The organism is Burkholderia cepacia complex sp. TUM26381 (genome assembly GCF_057439935.1).
On sequence record NZ_CM172006.1, the window covers coordinates 2,251,331 to 2,270,312 of the forward strand.

Sequence of the window (18,982 nt, forward strand, 5' to 3'; positions counted from 1 at the left end):
GCGCGAACGCGGTCCGGTTTCGTCAAACGTCAATTCTGGGCAAAACCCGCGGCGGTTTCCATGTCCACCGCAACGATCCGCGACACACCCTGCTCCTGCATCGTCACGCCGATCAGTTGCTGCGCCATTTCCATCGCGATCTTGTTGTGCGAGATGAACAGGAACTGCGTCTTGTCGGACATCGCGCGCACGAGATTCGCGAAACGCTCGGTGTTCGCGTCGTCGAGCGGCGCGTCGACCTCGTCGAGCAGACAGAACGGCGCCGGGTTCAGCTGGAACATCGCGAACACCAGCGCGGTCGCGGTCAGCGCCTTCTCGCCGCCCGACAGCAGGTGAATCGTCGCGTTCTTCTTGCCCGGCGGCTGCGCCATCACCTGCACGCCGGCATCGAGAATCTCGTCGCCCGTCATGATCAGCTTCGCCTGGCCGCCGCCGAACAGGCGCGGGAACAGGTCGCTGAAGTGGCGGTTGACCTCGTCGAAGGTGCCCTGCAGCAGCGTGCGGGTTTCCTGGTCGATCTTGTGGATCGCGTCCTCGAGGGTCGTGATCGCGTCGATCAGGTCGGCCGACTGCGCGTCGAGGAACACCTTGCGCTCGCTCGCGGCCTTCAGCTCGTCGAGCGCGGCCATGTTCACCGGGCCGAGCGCGTTGATCGCATTGTTCAGGCGCGTGACCTCGCCCTGCAGGTACGACGGCTTCAGGTCCGGCGTCAGCTTCGTGGACAGCGCGGCCTCGTCGACCTCGGCCGTCGCGAGCTGCTCGGCGAACTGCTCGACGGACAGGCGCGCGGCCTGCTCCTTCAGCTGCAATTCGGTGATGCGGTCGCGCAGCGGCTGCAGCGAGCGCTCGGCCACGAGGCGCTGCTCGTCCGATGCGCGCAGCTTCGCGGTCAGGTCGTCGAGCTCGATCCGCGCGGCCTGCAGCGCTTCTTCCTTCACCGCGCGAATTTCGAGCGCGTCCTGCAGGCCGGTGTGCGCGGTCTGCTCGTTGATTGTCTCGAGTTCGGCACGTGCGTCTTCCAGCGACCCGGCAACGCGCTCGCTCTGCTCGTGCGCGACCTGGATGCTGCGCTTGAGCTCGTCGATCCGCGTCACCGCGTTGCGCGCCGCGAAGCGGGCATCGTTCGCGCCGCGCTCGAGGTCGCGCGCTTCCTGGCGCGCCTGCGTCAGCGATTCGTCGAGCGATTCGAACGCGAGCTGGTTGTCTTCGAAGCGCGCCTGCAGCTCCGCGAGTTCGCCGTCGAAACGCTCGAAATTCGCTTCCGACTCCGCGCGCAGCGCGCGCTGCTCTTCGATCTGCGCGCCGATTTCCTCGAGTTCCTCGCGGATCTGCGTGCTGCGCTGCGTGTAACGTTCGTGCGCCTGCGCGAGCTTCAGCACGTCCATCTGCAGCGCGTGCACGCGCTGCGTCGCACGTTCGGCCTGCGCGCGCACGTCGCCGAGCGCCTGCGTGGCCTGCGTGTGCGCGGCTTCCGCACGCACGGCGGCCGTACGCGCCTCGTCGGCGAGCAGCGCCTGGGCGCGCACCTGGCGCGTCAGGTTTTCGATTTCCTGCTGGCGGGCCAGCATCCCGGCCTGTTCCGAATCGGCGGCGTACAGCTGCACGCCGACGCGCGTGACGATATGGCCCGCCTTGACGACGAACGCGCCGCCTGCCGGCAGCTGCGTGCGCGTGGCAAGCGCCTGTGCGACGTCGTCGGCGACATACACGTTGCCGAGCCAGTCGTTCAGCACCGCGCGGATGCCTGCGTCGTCGATGCGCACGAGCGACAGCACCGGACGCAGCCCGGCCACCGCGGCGGGCGGCTCGCCGGCCGCGGGCGGCGCGTAGAACGCGAGCTTCGCGGGCGGCGCATCGGTCGCGAACGCCTTCACCCAGTCGAGATTCGACACTTCGAGCGCGGCGAGGCGCTCACGCAGCACGGCCTCGAGCGCCGCTTCCCAGCCGGCCTCGACGTGCAGCTTCTTCCACAGACGCGGCAGCGCGCCGAGCTCGTGCCTGTCGAGCCACGGCTGCACCTTGCCTTCGGTCTGCACGTTTTCCTGCAGCTGCTTCAGCGCGGCGAGACGCGCCTCGAGCTGGTGGATCTGCGCGGCTTCGGCCTGCACGCGCTCCTGCGCGGCACGGCGTTCGCCGTCGAGCCGCGGCACCGTTTCCTGTGCATCGGCGAGGCGCGCCTGCGCTTCGGCGAGGATCTCTTCCTGCTCGGCCAGCTGCATGCGCAGCTCCTCGAGCTGCGCCTCGTCCGGCGCGTCGAGCCCGCCCGCTTCGCCCTTCAGGCGCTCGTGGCGCTGCTGAAGCTGCTGCAGCTGCTGGTCGGCGTTGCGCTGGTGCGCGGCTTCGAGCTTCAGCGACTGTTCGGTCTGCGCGATCCGCGCACGCTCGTCGTTGAGCTGCGCCTGCGCATCGCGCCACTTCGCTTCGAGCGCCGGCAGCGCGTCGTGCTTCGACGCCGCGTTGTCTTCGGCGAGCGCGGCCTTCTCGTCGGCCATCGCGCGCGCCTCTTCGGCTTCCTCGAGCTCGTCCTGCGACTTCTCGGCCTGCGCGCGCCATTGCTCGCGCTGCGCGTTCAGCGCGGCGATCTGCGCCTGCACGCGATTGCGCGATTCGACGATGAACTTGATCTCGGCCTCGAGGCGGCTCACTTCGGCATTCGCCTCGTACAACGAACCCTGCGCGCCCTGCATCGCGTCGCTTGCCGAGTAGTGCGCGACGCGCAGCGTCTCGAGCTGCGCCTCGACTTCGCGCAGCTTGGCCGTCTGCGCCTCGAGGTCGATCTGCGCCTGTTCGATCGCGCGCTGCTGCTTCTGCTGCTCGCCGGCGGCCTCGTTCTTGCGCAGCAGCCACAGCAGGCGCTGCTTCTCTTCGCCGTCGGCGACGAGTTCCTTGTACTTGGTCGCGACGACGGCCTGTGCCTCGAGCTTCTCGAGGTTCGCACCGAGTTCGCGGACGATGTCTTCGACGCGCGTCAGGTTCTCGCGCGTGTCGTGCAGGCGGTTCTCGGTTTCGCGGCGGCGTTCCTTGTACTTCGACACGCCGGCGGCTTCCTCGAGGAACACGCGCAGTTCTTCCGGCTTCGCCTCGATGATCCGCGCGATCATGCCCTGCCCGATGATCGCGTAGGCACGCGGCCCGAGGCCCGTGCCGAGGAAGATGTCCTGGATGTCGCGGCGGCGTGCCGGCAGGTTGTTGATGTAGTAGCTTGACGTGCCGTCGCGCGTCAGCACGCGCTTCACGGCGATCTCGCCGTACTGGCCCCACTGCCCGGCCGCTCGGCCGTCGGAGTTGTCGAAGATCAGCTCGACGCTGGCCCGGCTGCCGGGCTTGCGTGCGGTCGAGCCGTTGAAGATCACGTCCTGCATCGACTCGCCGCGCAGCTCGGAGGCTCGCGACTCGCCGAGCACCCAGCGCACGGCATCGATGATGTTGGACTTGCCGCACCCGTTCGGGCCTACCACGCCGACAAGCTGGCCCGGAACCTGGAAATGCGTGGGATCGACGAAGGATTTGAAGCCAGCGAGTTTGATCGAGCTCAGACGCACGGCGGTATCGGATGTGAAGAAGGTGTGAAACGGACGGGACCGCATTGCACGGGGCCGGACGGCCCATGCGCGCGACGCGCCCCGGAATTCAAAAACGGGGCCGCGCGCATACAGCGTTGGGCCCCGCAAACGGCTTCCATCATACCATCGCGCGTGCGCCGTCCCGACCGTCGCCGGGTTTGTCCGGTGCGGGCGCGGCCCGATGGACCCGGCTCGACAGCAGCGTCGCCAGCACGATGCACACGCCGCCCGCCCATTCGCGCGCGGTCGGCAGCTCGCTCGCGAACACCCACGCCGACAGCGCGGTGATCACGATCTCGAACAGCATGATGATCGACGCGCGGTTCGCCGGCACCCGCGCCAGGCCGTATTGCACGAGCAGGTTGTTCGACGCCATCGTCACGCCGATCGCGGCGATGATCAGCGCGGCGATCCCCAGCTGGCCGCTCGCCGGCGCGGCCGGCAGCCCCTCGAACAGCGACGCGATCGCCCCGAACACGGCCGCGCCGCCGAACAGCGTTGCGGTACGCATTTCCGCGCGCATGTCGGGCAGCTCGCGGCTCGCCTTGATCACGAGCACGTTGCTCATCGCGAAGCTCAGCCCGGCCGCGAGGCCTGCCCATTCGGCCGGATTGGCCGGCAGCGGCAAGCCGAGCTTCGGCGACCACAGCATCAGCATCGCGCCCCCGATCGACAGCGCCGCGAGCCCCGCGCCGGCCCAGGTCAGCCGCTCGCGCAGCAGGAAGTGCGCGTAGATCGCGGTCCAGGCCGGGGTCAGGTAGAACAGCAGCATCACGCGCAGCACCTCGCCGTGGATCGTGCCCCACACGAAGCCGAGGTTCGTCACGCCGGCCGTCAACGCAATGCCCGGCAGCACCCAGTGCCAGCGCAGCGTCGCGATCGTGCGATGCCGCGCGATGACCACGAACAGGAACGCGACGAGACTCGTCAGCGCGCTCGCCAGCGTGCCCGTCACGCCGAGCGACGCGAGGATCCGCAACGGATACCAGATCAGGCCCCATACCGAAGCGCCGATCAGGATGGCCAGCGTCGGCAGGCTGCCGCGTACCGCGTTATTCATTTGGTTCGATACCCTTTATTCGACCGGCCCGGCCGCCGTTCCGGCAGGCCGTGACCGCATTCCGTCACGCTATAATCATCCGTTGCGACCCGCGCGCCTCAGGCGCCCGTTCGCAGCCGCGCGGCGCGCCCGCCGCTTCTTTCGCTCCAACCGGCCGCGATGGCCGCTTCGCCCGTGAACCCTCGACTCGACTCGCTCCAGCCCTATCCCTTCGAAAAGCTGCGCGCCCTGTTCAAGGACGTGACGCCTTCCGGCGACCTCAAACCGATCAGCTTCGGCATCGGCGAGCCCAAGCACGCAACGCCGGCGCTGATCCGCGACGCCGTGGTCGCCGCGCTCGACGGCCTTGCGTCGTACCCGGCCACGGCCGGCTCGGACGCGCTGCGCACGTCGATCGCGCACTGGCTCGAGCGCCGCTACGGGCTGCCGGCGATCGATCCGGCCACGCAGGTGCTGCCCGTGTCGGGGTCGCGCGAAGCGCTGTTCTCGCTCGCGCAGACCGTGATCGACGCGCGCCCGGCCGCGCAGGGCGAGAAGGCGATCGTACTCTGTCCGAATCCTTTCTATCAAATTTACGAAGGCGCGGCGCTGCTGGCCGGTGCCGAACCCTATTTCGCGAACAGCGACCCGGCCCGCAACTTCGCGTGCGACTACGCGGCCGTGCCCGACGAAGTCTGGGCGCGCACGCAGCTGCTGTACGTGTGCTCGCCGGGCAACCCGACGGGCGCAGTGCTGACGCTCGACGACTGGCGCGAGCTGTTCGCGCTGTCCGACCGCCACGGCTTCGTGATCGCGTCCGACGAGTGCTATTCGGAAATCTATTTCGACGAAGCGGCGCCGCCGCTCGGCGGCCTCGAGGCCGCGCACCGCCTCGGCCGCGGCTTCGAGCGCCTCGTGATGCTGTCGAGCCTGTCGAAGCGCTCGAACGTGCCGGGCATGCGCTCGGGCTTCGTCGCCGGCGACGCGGCGCTGCTCAAGCAGTTCCTGCTGTACCGCACGTACCACGGCGCGGCGCTGTCGCCGGTCTGGCAGCACGCGAGCATCGCCGCGTGGAACGACGAGGCGCACGTGCAGGAGAACCGCGCGCTGTACCTGCAGAAGTTCAATACGGTCACGCCGATGCTCGCCGACGTGATCGACGTGAAACTGCCCGACGCCGCGTTCTACCTGTGGGCCAACGTGTCGCGCACCGGCCTGTCGGACACCGAGTTCGCCCGCCGCCTGTACGCCGACTATAATGTGACGGTTCTGCCCGGCTCGTACCTGGCGCGCGATGCGCACGGCACGAATCCGGGCCGCGATTTCATCCGGATCGCGCTCGTCGCGGGCACCCCCGAATGCGTCGAGGGCGCGCAACGCATCGTCGATTTCTGCCGGTCCCTCGCGCGGTAATCGTCCATCCCGATCAATTCCATCCTTTTCCTGCGAAAACGAACATGTCGCAACAACTTCAGCAAATCATCGATACCGCCTGGGAAAACCGCGCCGAGCTGTCGCCGAAGGCCGCGCCGGCCGACGTCCGCGAAGCCGTCGCTCACGCGATCGAGCAACTCGACAAAGGTGCGCTGCGCGTCGCCGAGAAAATCGACGGCAACTGGACCGTGCACCAGTGGCTGAAGAAGGCCGTGCTGCTGTCGTTCCGCCTGGAGGACAACGCACCGATGCCGGCCGGCGGCTACTCGCAGTTCTACGACAAGGTGCCGTCGAAGTTCGCGAACTACACGGCGGAAGATTTCGCCGCGGGCGGCTTCCGCGTCGTGCCGCCGGCCATCGCGCGCCGCGGCTCGTTCATCGCGAAGAACGTCGTGCTGATGCCGTCGTACACCAACATCGGCGCGTACGTCGACGAAGGCACGATGGTCGACACGTGGGCGACGGTCGGTTCGTGCGCGCAGATCGGCAAGAACGTGCACCTGTCGGGCGGCGTCGGCATCGGCGGCGTGCTCGAGCCGCTGCAGGCGAACCCGGTCATCATCGAAGACAACTGCTTCATCGGCGCGCGCTCGGAAGTCGTCGAAGGCGTGATCGTCGAGGAAAACTCGGTGATCTCGATGGGCGTGTACCTCGGCCAGAGCACGAAGATCTACGACCGCGAGACGGGCGAAGTCAGCTACGGCCGCATCCCGGCCGGCTCGGTCGTCGTCGCCGGCAACCTGCCGTCGAAGGACGGTTCGCACAGCCTGTACTGCGCGGTGATCGTCAAGAAGGTCGACGCGAAGACGCGTGCGAAGGTCGGCCTGAACGAGCTGCTGCGAGGCGACTGATGGCGAAGCCGCACACCGTGGTCGTCTACGGCATTCCGAACTGCGACACCGTGAAGAAGGCCCGCGTGTGGCTTGACGATCACGGCGTCGAGTTCGAGTTCCACGATTTCAAGAAGCTCGGCGTCAGCGCGCCGCTGATCGAAGACTGGCTGAAGGACGTGTCGCTCGACGCGCTCGTGAACAAGCGCGGCACCACGTGGCGCGGCCTGGACGACGCAATGAAGGCGGCCGCCGAATCGAAGACCGGCGCGGTCGCGCTGATGATCCACAAGCCGTCGGTCATCAAGCGCCCCGTGCTCGTCGTCAACGGCCGCGTGAAATCGCTCGGCTTCGTGGCCGATCAATACGCGGCGCTGTTTGCCGCATAGGGCCGCCCGCGCTGCGCCTGCCGGCGCAGCCCGACGTCCTGTCGCTGCCGGCCACCGCGCCGGCATTTTTTATCGAAAGTGGTCCGAACCATGTCCGCCACCCTAGCCCTTACCGAACAGCTGATCGCCCGCGCGTCCGTGACGCCCGACGACCAGCACTGCCAGCAGATCATGACCGAGCGCCTCACCGCGCTCGGCTTCGAATGCGAGACCATCGCGTCGCACGGCGTGACCAACCTGTGGGCCGTCAAGCGCGGCGCCGACGGCCGCGACGGCAAGCTGCTCGCGTTCGCGGGCCACACCGACGTCGTGCCGACCGGCCCGCTCGAGCAGTGGACCTCGCCGCCGTTCATTCCCGCCCATCGCGACGGCAAGCTGTACGGCCGCGGCGCGGCCGACATGAAGACGTCGCTCGCGGCGTTCGTCGTCGCCTCCGAGGAATTCGTCGCGGCCCACCCCGGCCACCGCGGCGCGATCGCGTTCCTGATCACGAGCGACGAGGAAGGCCCGGCCACCGACGGCACCGTGAAGGTCGTCGAACTGCTGCAGGAACGCGGCGAGCGCCTCGACTACTGCATCGTCGGCGAGCCGACGTCGACCGCCGAGCTCGGCGACGTCGTCAAGAACGGCCGCCGCGGGTCGATGTCGGGCGAACTGGTCGTCAAGGGCGTGCAGGGCCACATCGCCTACCCGCACCTCGCGAAGAACCCGATCCACCTGCTCGCGCCGGCGCTCGCCGAGCTCGCCGCCGAACAGTGGGACGAAGGCAACGAATACTTCCCGCCGACCACCTGGCAGGTGTCGAACCTGCACGCCGGCACCGGCGCGACCAACGTGATCCCCGGTCACGCCGACCTGCTGTTCAACTTCCGCTTCTCGACCGCCAGCACGGTCGAAGGCCTGCAGGCACGCGTGCACGCGATCCTCGACAAGCACGGCCTCGAATACACGCTGAAGTGGTCGGTCAGCGGCCTGCCGTTCCTCACGCCGCGCGGCGAGCTGTCGGGCGCGCTGGAGCATGCGATCCGTACCGAGACTGGCATCACGACCGAACTGTCGACGACGGGCGGCACGTCGGACGGCCGTTTCATTGCGCGCATCTGCCCGCAGGTGATCGAGTTCGGCCCGCCGAACGGCAGCATCCACAAGATCGACGAGCACATCGAGGTGCGCTTCATCGACCCGCTGAAGAACGTGTACCGCCGCGTGCTCGAACAACTGATCGCCTGATGGAGCCTCGCATGACGACACCTTTTGCCACTGTTCGCGACCTGCTGCGCTACGCGGTCACGCGCTTCTCGAAGGCGAAGCTCGCGTTCGGCCACGGCTCCGACAACGCGTACGACGAAGCGGCCTATCTCGTGCTGCGCACGCTCGACCTGCCGCTCGACACGCTCGAACCGTTCCTCGACGCACGCCTGCTGCCCGACGAAATCGCGGCCGTACTCGCGGTGATCGAGCGGCGCGCGACCGATCGCGTGCCGGCCGCTTACCTCACGCATGAAGCGTGGATGCATGGCCACCGCTTCTACGTCGACGAACGCGTGATCGTGCCGCGCTCGTTCATCGGCGAGCTGCTCGACGACGGGTTGCAGCCGTATGTCGCCGATCCCGAGCAGGTCGGCGCGGTGCTCGAACTGTGTACCGGTTCCGGCTGCCTCGCGATCCTTGCGGCAAGCGCGTTCCCGAACGCCGAGATCGACGCGGTCGACCTGTCGGACAAGGCGCTCGAAGTCGCCGAGATCAACGTGCGCGACTACGGCCTCGAAGACCGCATCGGATTGCACCGCGGCGACCTCTACGCACCCCTGCCCGCATTCCGCACCGACCCGGGCTCGCGCTACGACGTGATCCTGACGAACCCGCCGTACGTGAACGCATCGTCGATGGCCGCGCTGCCGCCCGAATACCGGCACGAGCCGGAGATGGCGCTCGCGGGCGGCGACGACGGCATGGACATCGTGCGACGCATCGTCGCCGAAGCGCACCGCTGGCTGCACGACGACGGCGTGCTCGTCGTCGAGATCGGCAACGAGCGCGAGCACGTCGAAGCGGCATTCGGCGGCCTCGAACTCACGTGGCTGCCCACCAGCGCGGGCGACGACGCCGTCTTCCTGATCCAGGCGTCGGACCTGCCGCGCAAGGCCTGAACCTTTCCGGCCCGCCAACCGTGCGGCACACCGTTGCGCCGCACGGTTGGGTAAGATGCGCGTAGGCGGCCGCCCGGCCGCCCGACCTCAGGAGTCCGTCACGCGCCCATGACCCTCGACTGGCTACATCTCGGCACCCTGATCCTGACCATCCACGTGCTCGGGATCGTTGCGGCATGCCACGCGATCATGAACACGCGCACGTCGCAAGGCGCAATCGCGTGGGCCGTCTCGCTCGCGGCCATGCCGTACCTGACGCTCATTCCCTACCTGTTCCTCGGCCGCAGCAAGTTCTCCGGCTACGTCGACGCCCGGCGCCACGAGCTGGAAATGTTGCGCACGCACACGCCGCGCTCGCCGTGGCGCACCACCGACGCAACCGACGGGCCGGCCGCCGACGCGCTCGGCCAGGCCGCCGTGCTCGCGCTCACGCGGCTCGGCGGCATGCCGTTCCTCGGCGGCAACTCGGTGCGCACGCTCGTAAACGGCGACGCGACGTTCTCCGCCATCCTGTCGTCGATCGACGCTGCGCGAGACTACGTGCTCGTCCAGTTCTTCATCGTGCGCGACGACGCGCTCGGCCGGATGCTGCGCGACTCGCTGCTCGCGCGCGCGGCGGCCGGCGTGCGCTGCTGCCTGCTGTACGACAGCATCGGCAGCTTCGACCTGCCGCACAGCTACGTCGACACACTGCGCCGGGGCGGCGTCGAAGTTCATCCGTTCGCGACCAACCGGAAGTTCGTCAACCGCTTCCAGCTGAACTTCCGCAACCATCGCAAGATCGTCGTCGTCGACGGCAATCGCGCGTTCGTCGGCGGTCACAACGTCGGGGTCGAATATCTCGGTGCGAAGCCGCGCCTGTCGCCGTGGCGCGACACGCACATCGAGATCCGCGGCCCCGTCGTCGCGAGCATCCAGTATGTATTCGCCGAAGACTGGCACTGGGCGACGCAGAAGCTGCCGCCCATCGCGCTGCCGCCGCCCGCGCAGCCCGGCGACGGCATGCATTGCCTCGCGGTGCCGATGGGGCCGGCCGACAAGCAGGAAACCGGCTCGCTGTTCTTCGTCGAATCGATCAATGCCGCACGCGAGCGGGTCTGGATCACCACGCCGTACCTGGTTCCCGACGAAGCGGTAATCTCCGCGCTGAAGCTCGCGGTGATGCGCGGCGTCGACGTGCGCATCCTGATTCCGAGCCGGCGCGATCACTACGTCGTGTTCGAGGCGTCGAAGCTGTACGCGCGCGACCTCGTCGATGCCGGCGTGAAGGTGTTCCGCTACCGGCCCGGCTTCCTGCACCAGAAAGTCGTGCTGATCGACCGCATCGCGGCGGCAATCGGCAGCGCGAACCTCGACAACCGTTCGTTTCGCCTCAATTTCGAGGTGATGGTGCTGACCGTCGACCGTGCGTTCGCCGACGAAGTCGAAACGATGCTCGAGGCCGATTTCGCGCAGGCGTACGAGGTCGATGCGAACGAATACCGCCAGTCGCCCGCGTGGCGGCGCATCGCGATGCACGTCGCGCGGCTGTTCGCGCCGATCCTGTAGCGGCCGGGGCGATGGCCGCGCCGGCGCAATCCGCACCGGCGCTACACACGCCGCCCCGCCCTCACAGCAGCTTGTCGATATCGGCGGCGATTTCGTCGGGCTTGGTTGACGGCGCGTAGCGCTTGACGATGCGCCCGTCGCGGTCGACCAGGAATTTCGTGAAGTTCCACTTGATCGCCTTGAGGCCCAGAATGCCGGGCGCCTCGTCGGTCAGGTAGCGGTACAGCGGATGCGCGTGATCGCCCTTCACGTCGATCTTCGCGAACATCGGGAACGTGACGCCGTAGTTGCGCTCGCAGAACGCGCCGATCTGCGCGGCGTCGCCCGGCTCCTGCTTGCCGAACTGGTTGCACGGGAAACCGAGCACGAAGAAGCCGCGCGCCGCGTACTGGTCGTACAGCTTCTGCAGGCCCGCGTACTGCGGCGTGAAACCGCACTCGCTCGCCGTGTTGACGATCAGCAGCACCTTGCCGCGATACGCGTCGAGCGGGGCCGGCGCGCCGGCGAGCGTCTCTGCGCTGAACGAATACAGGGTGGACATCGGACACTCCTTTTACGAAACCGGATCGACACGGAGTCTAGGCGAAATTGCACGGTTGTGGCATCCGCCGAGCGGCCGATGCCCGGCGCGACCGGCGCGCAGTCTAGAATAGCGGTTTTGCCCAGTCATTTCCGCCGTGATCCGTTTCAATCAGTTCAGCCTTGCGCGCGGCACCAAGCCGCTGTTCGAGTCGACCTCGTTCGTGCTCAATCCCGGCGAGAAAGCCGGCCTGATCGGCGCGAACGGCGCCGGCAAATCGACGCTGTTCTCGGTCCTGCGCGGCGAGCTGCACTCGGACGCCGGCGATTTCTCGATGCCGCCGTCGTGGCGGATCGCCCATGTGTCGCAGGAAACGCCCGCCGTCGACCGCTCGGCGCTCGACTACACGCTCGACGGCGATGCCGCGCTGCGCGAGATCGAGGCGCGCATCGCCGCCGCCTCGGCCGCGCATGACGGCGCCGCCGAAGCCGACGCGCACGCGGCGTTCGCCGACGCCGACGGCTACACGGCGCCCGCCCGCGCCGAAGCGCTGCTGCTGGGCCTCGGCTTCACGCTCGCGCAGACGCGCGAATCGGTCGCCAGCTTCTCCGGCGGCTGGCGCATGCGCCTGAACCTCGCGCAGGCGCTGATGTGCCGTTCCGACCTGCTGCTGCTCGACGAACCGACGAACCACCTCGACCTCGACGCGATCGTCTGGCTCGAAGACTGGCTGCACCGCTACCCCGGCACGCTCGTCGTGATTTCGCACGACCGCGAATTCCTCGATTCGATCTGCAACGTCACGCTGCATCTGGAAAACCGCCAGGTGAAGCGCTACGGCGGCAACTACTCGCAGTTCGAAGTGCTGCGCGCGCAGCAACTGGCGCTGCAGCAAAGCGCATACGAAAAGCAGCAGAAGACGATCGAGCACCTGCAGAGCTTCGTCGACCGCTTCAAGGCCAAGGCGACCAAGGCCAAGCAGGCGCAGAGCCGGATGAAGGCGCTCGAGAAGATGGAGCTGATCGCGCCCGCGCACATCGCGTCGCCGTTCACGTTCGAATTCCGCACGCCCGACGCCGCGCCGAACCCGATGATGGTGATGGAAGACGTCCGCTGCGGCTACCATGCCGACGACGGCGCGGAAATCCCGATCGTCGAGCGTGTCGCGCTGTCGATCCAGAACGGCCAGCGCATCGGCCTGCTCGGCGCGAACGGCCAGGGCAAGTCGACGCTGATCAAGACGCTGGCCGGCACGCTCGCGCCGCTGTCGGGGCATGTCCGCGACGGCAAGGGGCTGACGATCGGCTATTTCGCGCAGCACCAGCTCGAAACGCTGCGCGAAGACGATTCGCCGCTCGCGCATCTGGCGCGGCTCGCGCCCGATACACGCGAGCAGGAACTGCGCGACTTCCTCGGCGGCTTCAATTTCTCGGGCGACATGGCGACCAGCCCGGTCGGCCCGTTCTCGGGCGGTGAAAAGGCGCGCCTCGCACTTGCGCTGATCATCTGGCAGAAGCCGAACCTGCTGCTGCTCGACGAACCGACCAACCACCTGGACCTCGAAACGCGCCACGCGCTGACGATGGCGCTCGCGCAGTTCGAAGGCACGCTGATCCTCGTGTCGCACGACCGCCACCTGCTGCGCGCGACGACCGACCAGTTCATGCTGGTCGCAAAGCACCGGCTGCAACCGTTCGACGGCGACCTCGACGACTACCGTGACTGGCTGCTGCAGCACGCGGCCGAGCAGCGCGCAGCGGCGAAGGCCGACAGCGCGGCTTCGCCGGGCGCCGGCGCAGCGGCCAACCGCAAGGACCAGAAGCGTCAGGCCGCCGAGGAGCGGCAGCGCCTGTCGGTCTTGAAGAAGCCGCTGCAGAACCGCATCACGAAGCTCGAAAAGGAAATGGAGACGCTGCACGCCGAGAAGGCGCGCCTCGACACATTCGTCGCCGATCCGGCGAGCTACGAGGCCGAGCGCAAGACGGAGCTGACCGATGCGATCCGCAGGCTCGGCGACGTCAACGCGCGTCTCGAAACGGTCGAGGCCGACTGGCTCGCCGCACAGGAAGAACTCGAGCAGATCGGCTGAACGCAGGCCCGATGCGGCCTGCCGATGCACCTGCCCGGTGCGTGGGCGGCCGCTCGGGCGCCTGCCGGGCCCGGATACGACAAGGCCGGGCGCACTGGCCCGGCCTTGTCGTCAGCGTCGTTCGTCGGCCGCCGCCCGCTCAGCGGCGCGGCAACGTATCGCGCGGCATCTGCTCGTCGTCACCCATCAGGTGCCGGCGCCCTTCGGCCGGCCGGCGGATCGCCGCGGCGACTTCCGCTTCGGTCACATCCTCGGACACGACCTTGCGTGCGAGGCGCCCGTCGTCGTCGATCCATTCGACGATCCGGCATCCACCGCCCCACGGCTGGCGAATCGGCTCCGACACGCGGCAGCCGCGCAGGTTGTAAAGGCGTCCGCCCGGCGCTTCCCCATACGATTTCAACATAGGTTCCCTTCGCATTGCGCGGTTCGACAATCCGGCAAAGGATAGGGAAAAGCGATGTCCGGCGGGTTACAGAAGCCTACATATTCTTTACAGCGAATTACGCGCCAGATCGCCGGCAGCCCCGGCCCGCATGCCTGTGCGGCCGGTCACTCGAGATCGCGCACGCGGTCGATCGCCTGTTCGAGCCGATCGACGGCCATCACGTTCAGCCCTTCGATCGGCTGCTTCGGCGCATTCGCCTTCGGAATCAGCGCGGACGTGAAGCCGAGCTTCGCCGCCTCGCGCAGCCGCTCCTGCCCGCGCGGCGACGGCCGGATCTCGCCCGCCAGCCCCACTTCGCCGAACACGATCAGCCCCTTCGGCAGCGCCTTGTTGCGCATCGACGAATGGATCGCGAGCAGCACTGCGAGGTCGGCCGCCGGCTCGGTGATCTTCACGCCGCCCACCGCATTGAGGAACACGTCCTGGTCGAAGCACGCGATACCTGCGTGCCGGTGCAGCACCGCGAGCAGCATCGCGAGCCGGTTCTGTTCGAGGCCGACCGCGAGCCGGCGCGGGTTCGGCACGTGCGCGGTGTCGACGAGCGCCTGGACTTCGACGAGCAGCGGCCGCGTGCCCTCTTGCGTGACGAGCACGCACGAGCCCGGCACGACCTGTTCATGCTGCGACAGGAACAGCGCGGACGGATTCGCGACGCCGCGCAGCCCGCGCTCGGTCATCGCGAACACGCCGAGTTCGTTGACCGCGCCGAAGCGGTTCTTGAATGCGCGCACGAGCCGGAACGACGAATGCGTGTCGCCTTCGAAGTACAGCACCGTGTCGACGATGTGCTCGAGCACGCGCGGGCCGGCCAGGTTGCCTTCCTTCGTCACGTGCCCGACCATGATGATCGCGGTGCCCGACTGTTTTGCGATGCGCGTGAGCTGCGCCGCGCATTCCCGCACCTGCGCGACCGAGCCCGGCGCCGACGTGAGCGCTTCCGAATAGACGGTCTGGATCGAGTCGATCACGGCCACGTCCGGCCGTTCCGCGTCGATCGCGGCCTGGATCTTCTCGAGCTGGATCTCGGCGAGCAGTTTCAGCTCGTCTGCGGGCGCCCCGCCGTCGAGCAGCGCAAGCCGTTGCGCGCGCAACGCGATCTGCGCAGCCGACTCCTCACCGCTGATATAGAGCGCGCGCCGCTCGCTCGCGATGTCCGCGAGCGACTGCAGCAGCAACGTCGACTTGCCGATGCCGGGATCGCCGCCGATCAGGACGACGCCGCCCGGGACCAGCCCGCCGCCGAGCACGCGATCGAATTCGCCGATGCCGGTCGAGAAGCGCGGCACGTCGGCGGCTTCGATGTCGACGAGCCGTTGCACGGGCGCCCGCTTCGCGAGCGACTGGAACCGATGGGCCGCCGGCGCTTCGGCGACCGATTCGACGAGCGTGTTCCACGCCTGGCACGACGGGCACTGGCCCTGCCACTTCGGGGTCTGTCCGCCGCACTCGCTGCAGACATAAACGGTTTTCTGTTTGGCCACGCGCGACGCCCTTATTCCGCTCGCACCGGCACGCGGCCGGCGACCGCGCACATCAGCTCGTAACCGATCGTCCCGCAATGGCGCGCGACGTCGTCGATCGGCAGCGCATTGCCCCACAGCTCGACGCGTGCACCGACGCCGGCCTGCGGGCACGGGGTCAGGTCGACGGTAATCATGTCCATCGACACGCGGCCGACGATCCGCGTGCGGATGCCGTCGACGATCACCGGCGTGCCTTCGGGTGCGACGCGCGGATAGCCGTCCGCGTAGCCGCACGCCACGACGCCGATCCGCATCTGCGCCTGCGCGGAGAACGTCGAGCCATAGCCGATCGCCTGGCCCTTCGCGATCGTCTGCACCGCGATCAGCTCGGACGCGAGCGTCATCGCGGGCTTCAGCCCCGCGTCGGCGATGTCGGACGACAGCCCCGACGGCGACGCGCCGTACAGCACGATCCCCGGCCGCACCCAGTCGAAGTGCGTATCCGGGTGCCACAGCACGGCTGCCGAGTTCGCGAGACTGCGCGCGCCGGCGATGCTTTCCGCGCCGCGCTCGAAGGTCGCGAGCTGCTCGGCGACGCCACGCTCGTTGTCCGCGTCCGAGAAATGGGTCATCAACGTGATCTGGCCGATGCCGGGGCACGCGCGGGCGCGCTCCCACGCCGCACGGTATTTTTCCGGCACGTAGCCGAGCCGGTTCATCCCGCTGTTCATCTTGAGCTGCACGTTGACCGGCTTCGACAGCCGCGCCGTTTCCAGCATCCGCATCTGCTCGTCGTTGTGGACGGTCGTCGTCAGGCTGTAGCGGTCGATCACGTCGATGTCGGTCGACCGGAAGAAGCCTTCGAGCAGCAGGATCGGGCCGGCCCAGCCGAGCTCGCGCAGCTTCACGGCCTCGTCGAGGTCGAGCAGGCCGAAGCCGTCGGTGCCGCGCAGGCCCGGAAACGCACGGGCGAGACCGTGGCCGTACGCATTGGCCTTGACGACCGCCCAGACCTTGGACGGGCCGGCAAATCGGCGGACGACGGAGAGATTGTTCGCGAGAGCGGCGGTGTGGATGGTGGCGGAGATCGGGCGCGGCATGGGAAATTTACGTAAAGACGCTTGCGAATCATCAGCTTACCGCGCCTTTTGAGCACTGAAGCCGACAATTTGCGGAACGATCGGGGAATCTTGCTAGTCCGAATTGGCGTATTTTCATGTTATAAAGCCGTGCGCACAACCCATTTCGAACGGAATAAGCCGATCGCATACCAGGCGGCCTACGCGGCCCTGCCGCAGCGACGAAAGCATCGCATCAGATGAAAAAAGGTTTTTACACCATCATGGCCGCGCAGTTTTTCTCGTCGCTGGCCGACAATGCGCTCCTCATCGCCGCCATCGCCCTGCTGAAAGACCTCCACGCTCCCAACTGGATGACACCGCTGCTAAAGCTGTTCTTCGTGTTGTCGTACGTGGTGCTGGCGGCGTATGTCGGTGCGTTCGCGGATTCGCGCCCGAAGGGCCGCGTGATGTTCATCACCAACTCGATCAAGGTGGTGGGCTGCATGATCATGCTGTTCGGCGCCCACCCGCTGATCGCGTACGGGATCGTCGGCTTCGGCGCGGCCGCCTATTCGCCCGCCAAGTACGGGATTCTCACCGAGCTGCTGCCGGCCGACCGGCTGGTCGCCGCGAACGGCTGGATCGAAGGCACGACCGTCAGCTCGATCATCCTCGGCACCGTGCTCGGCGGCGCACTGATCAGCCCGCACATCGCGTCGCACGTGATCGCGCATACGCCCGACTGGATCAGCACGCCCGCCGAAGCGGCGATGGCGATCATCATGGCGATCTATGTGATCGCCGCACTGTTCAACCTGCGCATCCCCGATACGGGCGCCCGCTACCCGAAGCAGGAACGCGGCCCGGTCAAGCTGCTCACGGATTTCGCCGACTGCTTCATGGTGCTCTGGCGCGACAAGCTCGGCCAGATCTCGCTCGCGGTCACGACGCTGTTCTGGGGCGCAGGCGCGACGCTGCAGTTCATCGTGCTGAAGTGGGCCGAAGTGTCGCTCGGCATGTCGCTGTCGGAAGGCGCGATCCTGCAGGCCGTGGTCGCGGTCGGTGTCGCGGCGGGTGCAATCGCCGCCGCCGCCCGGATTCCGTTGAAGAAGTCGCTGACCGTGCTGCCCGTCGGCATCATCATGGGCATCGCGGTGATGCTGATGGCGTTCTACACGCGCGACCTGTTCCCGTCGCACTGGGCCGTGCACTTCGGCCATCTGCGCATGCCCGTCTACCTGATCGTCGCGTACATCTTCCTGATGTGCGTCGGCGCGCTGTCGGGCTACTTCGTCGTGCCGATGAACGCGCTGCTGCAGCATCGCGGCCACGTGCTGCTGTCGGCCGGCCACTCGATCGCGGTGCAGAACTTCAACGAGAACCTGTCGGTGCTCGTGATGCTGTGCCTGTATGCGGTGCTCGTGTGGCTCGACGTGCCGGTCGGCGTCGTGATCGTGCTGTTCGGCACGTTCGTCTGCCTGACGATGTGGCTCGTGATGCGCCGCCACCAGGCGAACCAGCGTCAGTTCGACTCGGTCGCGCTGATCGGCGAATCGCGGCACTGACGCTACACTTTCCGTTTCCGTCCGCCGGCGCCGGTCTTCGAACCGGCGCGTTGCCCTCATGACGCACCCGATACCCAACATCCTGACGATCGCCGGCTCCGATTCGGGCGGCGGCGCAGGCATCCAGGCCGACCTGAAGACCTTCTCCGCGCTCGGCGCGTATGGCGCGAGCGTGATCACCGCGCTGACCGCGCAGAACACGCGCGGCGTGACGGGCGTGCATGCGCCGGACGCCGCGTTCGTGACCGCGCAGCTCGATGCGGTATTCGACGACATCCGCATCGATGCGGTCAAGATCGGGATGCTCGCGAACGCGTCGATCGTGCGCGCGGTGGCCGACGCGCTGCGCCGTTACGCGCCGCGCTTCGTCGTGCTCGACACGGTGATGATCTCGAAGAGCTCGCACGCGCTGCTCGCGCCCGATGCGGTCGATGCATTGCGCGATGCGCTGCTGCCGCTCGCGACGGTCGTCACGCCGAACCTGCCCGAAGCGGCCGCGCTGCTGAACGATGTCCCCGCCACCACGGAAGACGACATGGTGCGGCAAGGCCGGGCATTGCTGCAGACGGGCGCGCGCGCCGTGCTGATGAAAGGCGGCCACCTGCCCGATGCGTCCGCGAGCCCCGACTGGCTCGTTGAAGCGGCACGCACCGTGCGGCTCGACGGTGCACGCGTGCCGGTCAGCAACACGCACGGCACCGGCTGCACGCTGTCGTCGGCGATCGCCGCGCTGCTGCCGCAGCAGCCCGACCTCGAAAGCGCGGTGCGCGAAGCCAAGACCTACCTGACCGGTGCGATCGCCGCGAGCGGCGACCTCGACGTCGGCCGCGGCGTCGGCCCCGTCCATCACTTCCATCGCTGGTGGTAAGCGCCGGCTGACGCG

At 67.8% G+C, this 18,982-nt stretch carries 15 protein-coding genes; 9 read left to right on the forward strand and 6 right to left on the reverse strand.

All coding sequences use genetic code 11. The features are described 5' to 3' along the window. Positions 1–29: 29 nt before the first annotated feature. Both smc and ACWMMN_RS10535 read right to left on the reverse strand, forming a co-directional pair. Positions 30–3,542 (reverse strand): chromosome segregation protein SMC, encoded by a 3,513-nt coding sequence (gene smc, locus ACWMMN_RS10530; RefSeq protein ID WP_059233846.1) that lies wholly within the window; start codon positions 3,540–3,542, stop codon positions 30–32. A 139-nt stretch (positions 3,543–3,681) separates the two neighbouring features. Further along, positions 3,682–4,623, reverse strand: a complete 942-nt coding sequence (locus ACWMMN_RS10535; protein ID WP_059233845.1) for a DMT family transporter — start codon at positions 4,621–4,623, stop codon at positions 3,682–3,684. 159 nt (positions 4,624–4,782) lie between these two features. Between ACWMMN_RS10535 and dapC the strand changes: the two genes are divergently transcribed. The 6 genes from dapC (at position 4,783) to cls (ending at position 10,953) form a co-directional block, all read left to right on the forward strand. Further along, positions 4,783–6,015: a succinyldiaminopimelate transaminase gene (dapC, locus tag ACWMMN_RS10540; protein WP_059233844.1), complete on the forward strand. Its 1,233-nt coding sequence runs from the start codon at positions 4,783–4,785 to the stop codon at positions 6,013–6,015. Positions 6,016–6,059: 44 nt separating this feature from the next. Next, positions 6,060–6,887 (forward strand): 2,3,4,5-tetrahydropyridine-2,6-dicarboxylate N-succinyltransferase, encoded by an 828-nt coding sequence (dapD, locus tag ACWMMN_RS10545; RefSeq protein WP_006478479.1) that lies wholly within the window; start codon positions 6,060–6,062, stop codon positions 6,885–6,887. Beyond that, positions 6,887–7,255, forward strand: a complete 369-nt coding sequence (locus tag ACWMMN_RS10550; protein WP_059532248.1) for an ArsC family reductase — start codon at positions 6,887–6,889, stop codon at positions 7,253–7,255. Before dapD ends, ACWMMN_RS10550 begins: the two co-directional genes overlap by 1 nt. A gap of 90 nt (positions 7,256–7,345) precedes the next feature. Beyond that, entirely contained in the window at positions 7,346–8,485 is a 1,140-nt protein-coding gene (gene dapE, locus ACWMMN_RS10555; protein ID WP_059233843.1) for a succinyl-diaminopimelate desuccinylase, read from the forward strand. Positions 8,486–8,496: 11 nt separating this feature from the next. Next, positions 8,497–9,405, forward strand: a complete 909-nt coding sequence (gene prmB, locus ACWMMN_RS10560) for a 50S ribosomal protein L3 N(5)-glutamine methyltransferase (RefSeq protein WP_174993040.1) — start codon at positions 8,497–8,499, stop codon at positions 9,403–9,405. 108 nt (positions 9,406–9,513) lie between these two features. Beyond that, the gene (cls, locus tag ACWMMN_RS10565) at positions 9,514–10,953 is read left to right on the forward strand and encodes a cardiolipin synthase (RefSeq protein WP_059233841.1); all 1,440 of its coding nucleotides are present in this window, start codon (positions 9,514–9,516) and stop codon (positions 10,951–10,953) included. A gap of 61 nt (positions 10,954–11,014) precedes the next feature. On the opposite strand, the gene ACWMMN_RS10570 is transcribed toward cls, so the two are convergent. Then, entirely contained in the window at positions 11,015–11,494 is a 480-nt protein-coding gene (locus tag ACWMMN_RS10570; RefSeq protein ID WP_175845253.1) for a glutathione peroxidase, read from the reverse strand. Between the two features lie 136 nt (positions 11,495–11,630). Here ACWMMN_RS10570 and ACWMMN_RS10575 point away from each other — a divergent pair, with 136 nt between their 5' ends. Beyond that, a complete protein-coding gene (locus tag ACWMMN_RS10575; protein ID WP_486422648.1) occupies positions 11,631–13,562 on the forward strand; it encodes an ATP-binding cassette domain-containing protein in 1,932 nt (643 codons plus the stop codon). A 139-nt stretch (positions 13,563–13,701) separates the two neighbouring features. On the opposite strand, the gene ACWMMN_RS10580 is transcribed toward ACWMMN_RS10575, so the two are convergent. The 3 genes from ACWMMN_RS10580 to alr all read right to left on the reverse strand — a co-directional run bounded on the left by ACWMMN_RS10580 (position 13,702) and on the right by alr (position 16,573). Then, positions 13,702–13,968, reverse strand: coding sequence for a DUF2866 domain-containing protein (locus ACWMMN_RS10580; protein WP_059233838.1), 267 nt, complete (start codon positions 13,966–13,968; stop codon positions 13,702–13,704). 146 nt (positions 13,969–14,114) lie between these two features. Beyond that, positions 14,115–15,491, reverse strand: a complete 1,377-nt coding sequence (radA, locus tag ACWMMN_RS10585; protein ID WP_059233837.1) for a DNA repair protein RadA — start codon at positions 15,489–15,491, stop codon at positions 14,115–14,117. Between the two features lie 11 nt (positions 15,492–15,502). Further along, positions 15,503–16,573: an alanine racemase gene (gene alr, locus ACWMMN_RS10590; RefSeq protein ID WP_059233836.1), complete on the reverse strand. Its 1,071-nt coding sequence runs from the start codon at positions 16,571–16,573 to the stop codon at positions 15,503–15,505. 218 nt (positions 16,574–16,791) lie between these two features. Between alr and lplT the strand changes: the two genes are divergently transcribed. Next, on the forward strand, positions 16,792–18,099 hold the full coding sequence (gene lplT / locus ACWMMN_RS10595; RefSeq protein WP_059233835.1) for a lysophospholipid transporter LplT: 1,308 nt from the start codon (positions 16,792–16,794) through the stop codon (positions 18,097–18,099). 58 nt (positions 18,100–18,157) lie between these two features. Further along, on the forward strand, positions 18,158–18,967 hold the full coding sequence (gene thiD, locus ACWMMN_RS10600; protein WP_342702444.1) for a bifunctional hydroxymethylpyrimidine kinase/phosphomethylpyrimidine kinase: 810 nt from the start codon (positions 18,158–18,160) through the stop codon (positions 18,965–18,967). Positions 18,968–18,982 lie beyond the last annotated feature (15 nt).

Excerpts from the sequence above, each read along its gene's own strand:
- ACWMMN_RS10570 (WP_175845253.1), bottom strand. The coding sequence starts at position 11,494 with ATGTCCACCCTGTATTCGTTCAGCGCAGAGACGCTCGCCGGCGCGCCG.
- dapD (WP_006478479.1), top strand. The coding sequence starts at position 6,060 with ATGTCGCAACAACTTCAGCAAATCATCGATACCGCCTGGGAAAACCGC.
- ACWMMN_RS10580 (WP_059233838.1), bottom strand. The coding sequence starts at position 13,968 with ATGTTGAAATCGTATGGGGAAGCGCCGGGCGGACGCCTTTACAACCTG.
- ACWMMN_RS10535 (WP_059233845.1), bottom strand. The coding sequence starts at position 4,623 with ATGAATAACGCGGTACGCGGCAGCCTGCCGACGCTGGCCATCCTGATC.
- ACWMMN_RS10550 (WP_059532248.1), top strand. The coding sequence starts at position 6,887 with ATGGCGAAGCCGCACACCGTGGTCGTCTACGGCATTCCGAACTGCGAC.
- alr (WP_059233836.1), bottom strand. The coding sequence starts at position 16,573 with ATGCCGCGCCCGATCTCCGCCACCATCCACACCGCCGCTCTCGCGAAC.
- thiD (WP_342702444.1), top strand. The coding sequence starts at position 18,158 with ATGACGCACCCGATACCCAACATCCTGACGATCGCCGGCTCCGATTCG.
- dapE (WP_059233843.1), top strand. The coding sequence starts at position 7,346 with ATGTCCGCCACCCTAGCCCTTACCGAACAGCTGATCGCCCGCGCGTCC.
- prmB (WP_174993040.1), top strand. The coding sequence starts at position 8,497 with ATGACGACACCTTTTGCCACTGTTCGCGACCTGCTGCGCTACGCGGTC.
- cls (WP_059233841.1), top strand. The coding sequence starts at position 9,514 with ATGACCCTCGACTGGCTACATCTCGGCACCCTGATCCTGACCATCCAC.
- dapC (WP_059233844.1), top strand. The coding sequence starts at position 4,783 with ATGGCCGCTTCGCCCGTGAACCCTCGACTCGACTCGCTCCAGCCCTAT.
- lplT (WP_059233835.1), top strand. The coding sequence starts at position 16,792 with ATGAAAAAAGGTTTTTACACCATCATGGCCGCGCAGTTTTTCTCGTCG.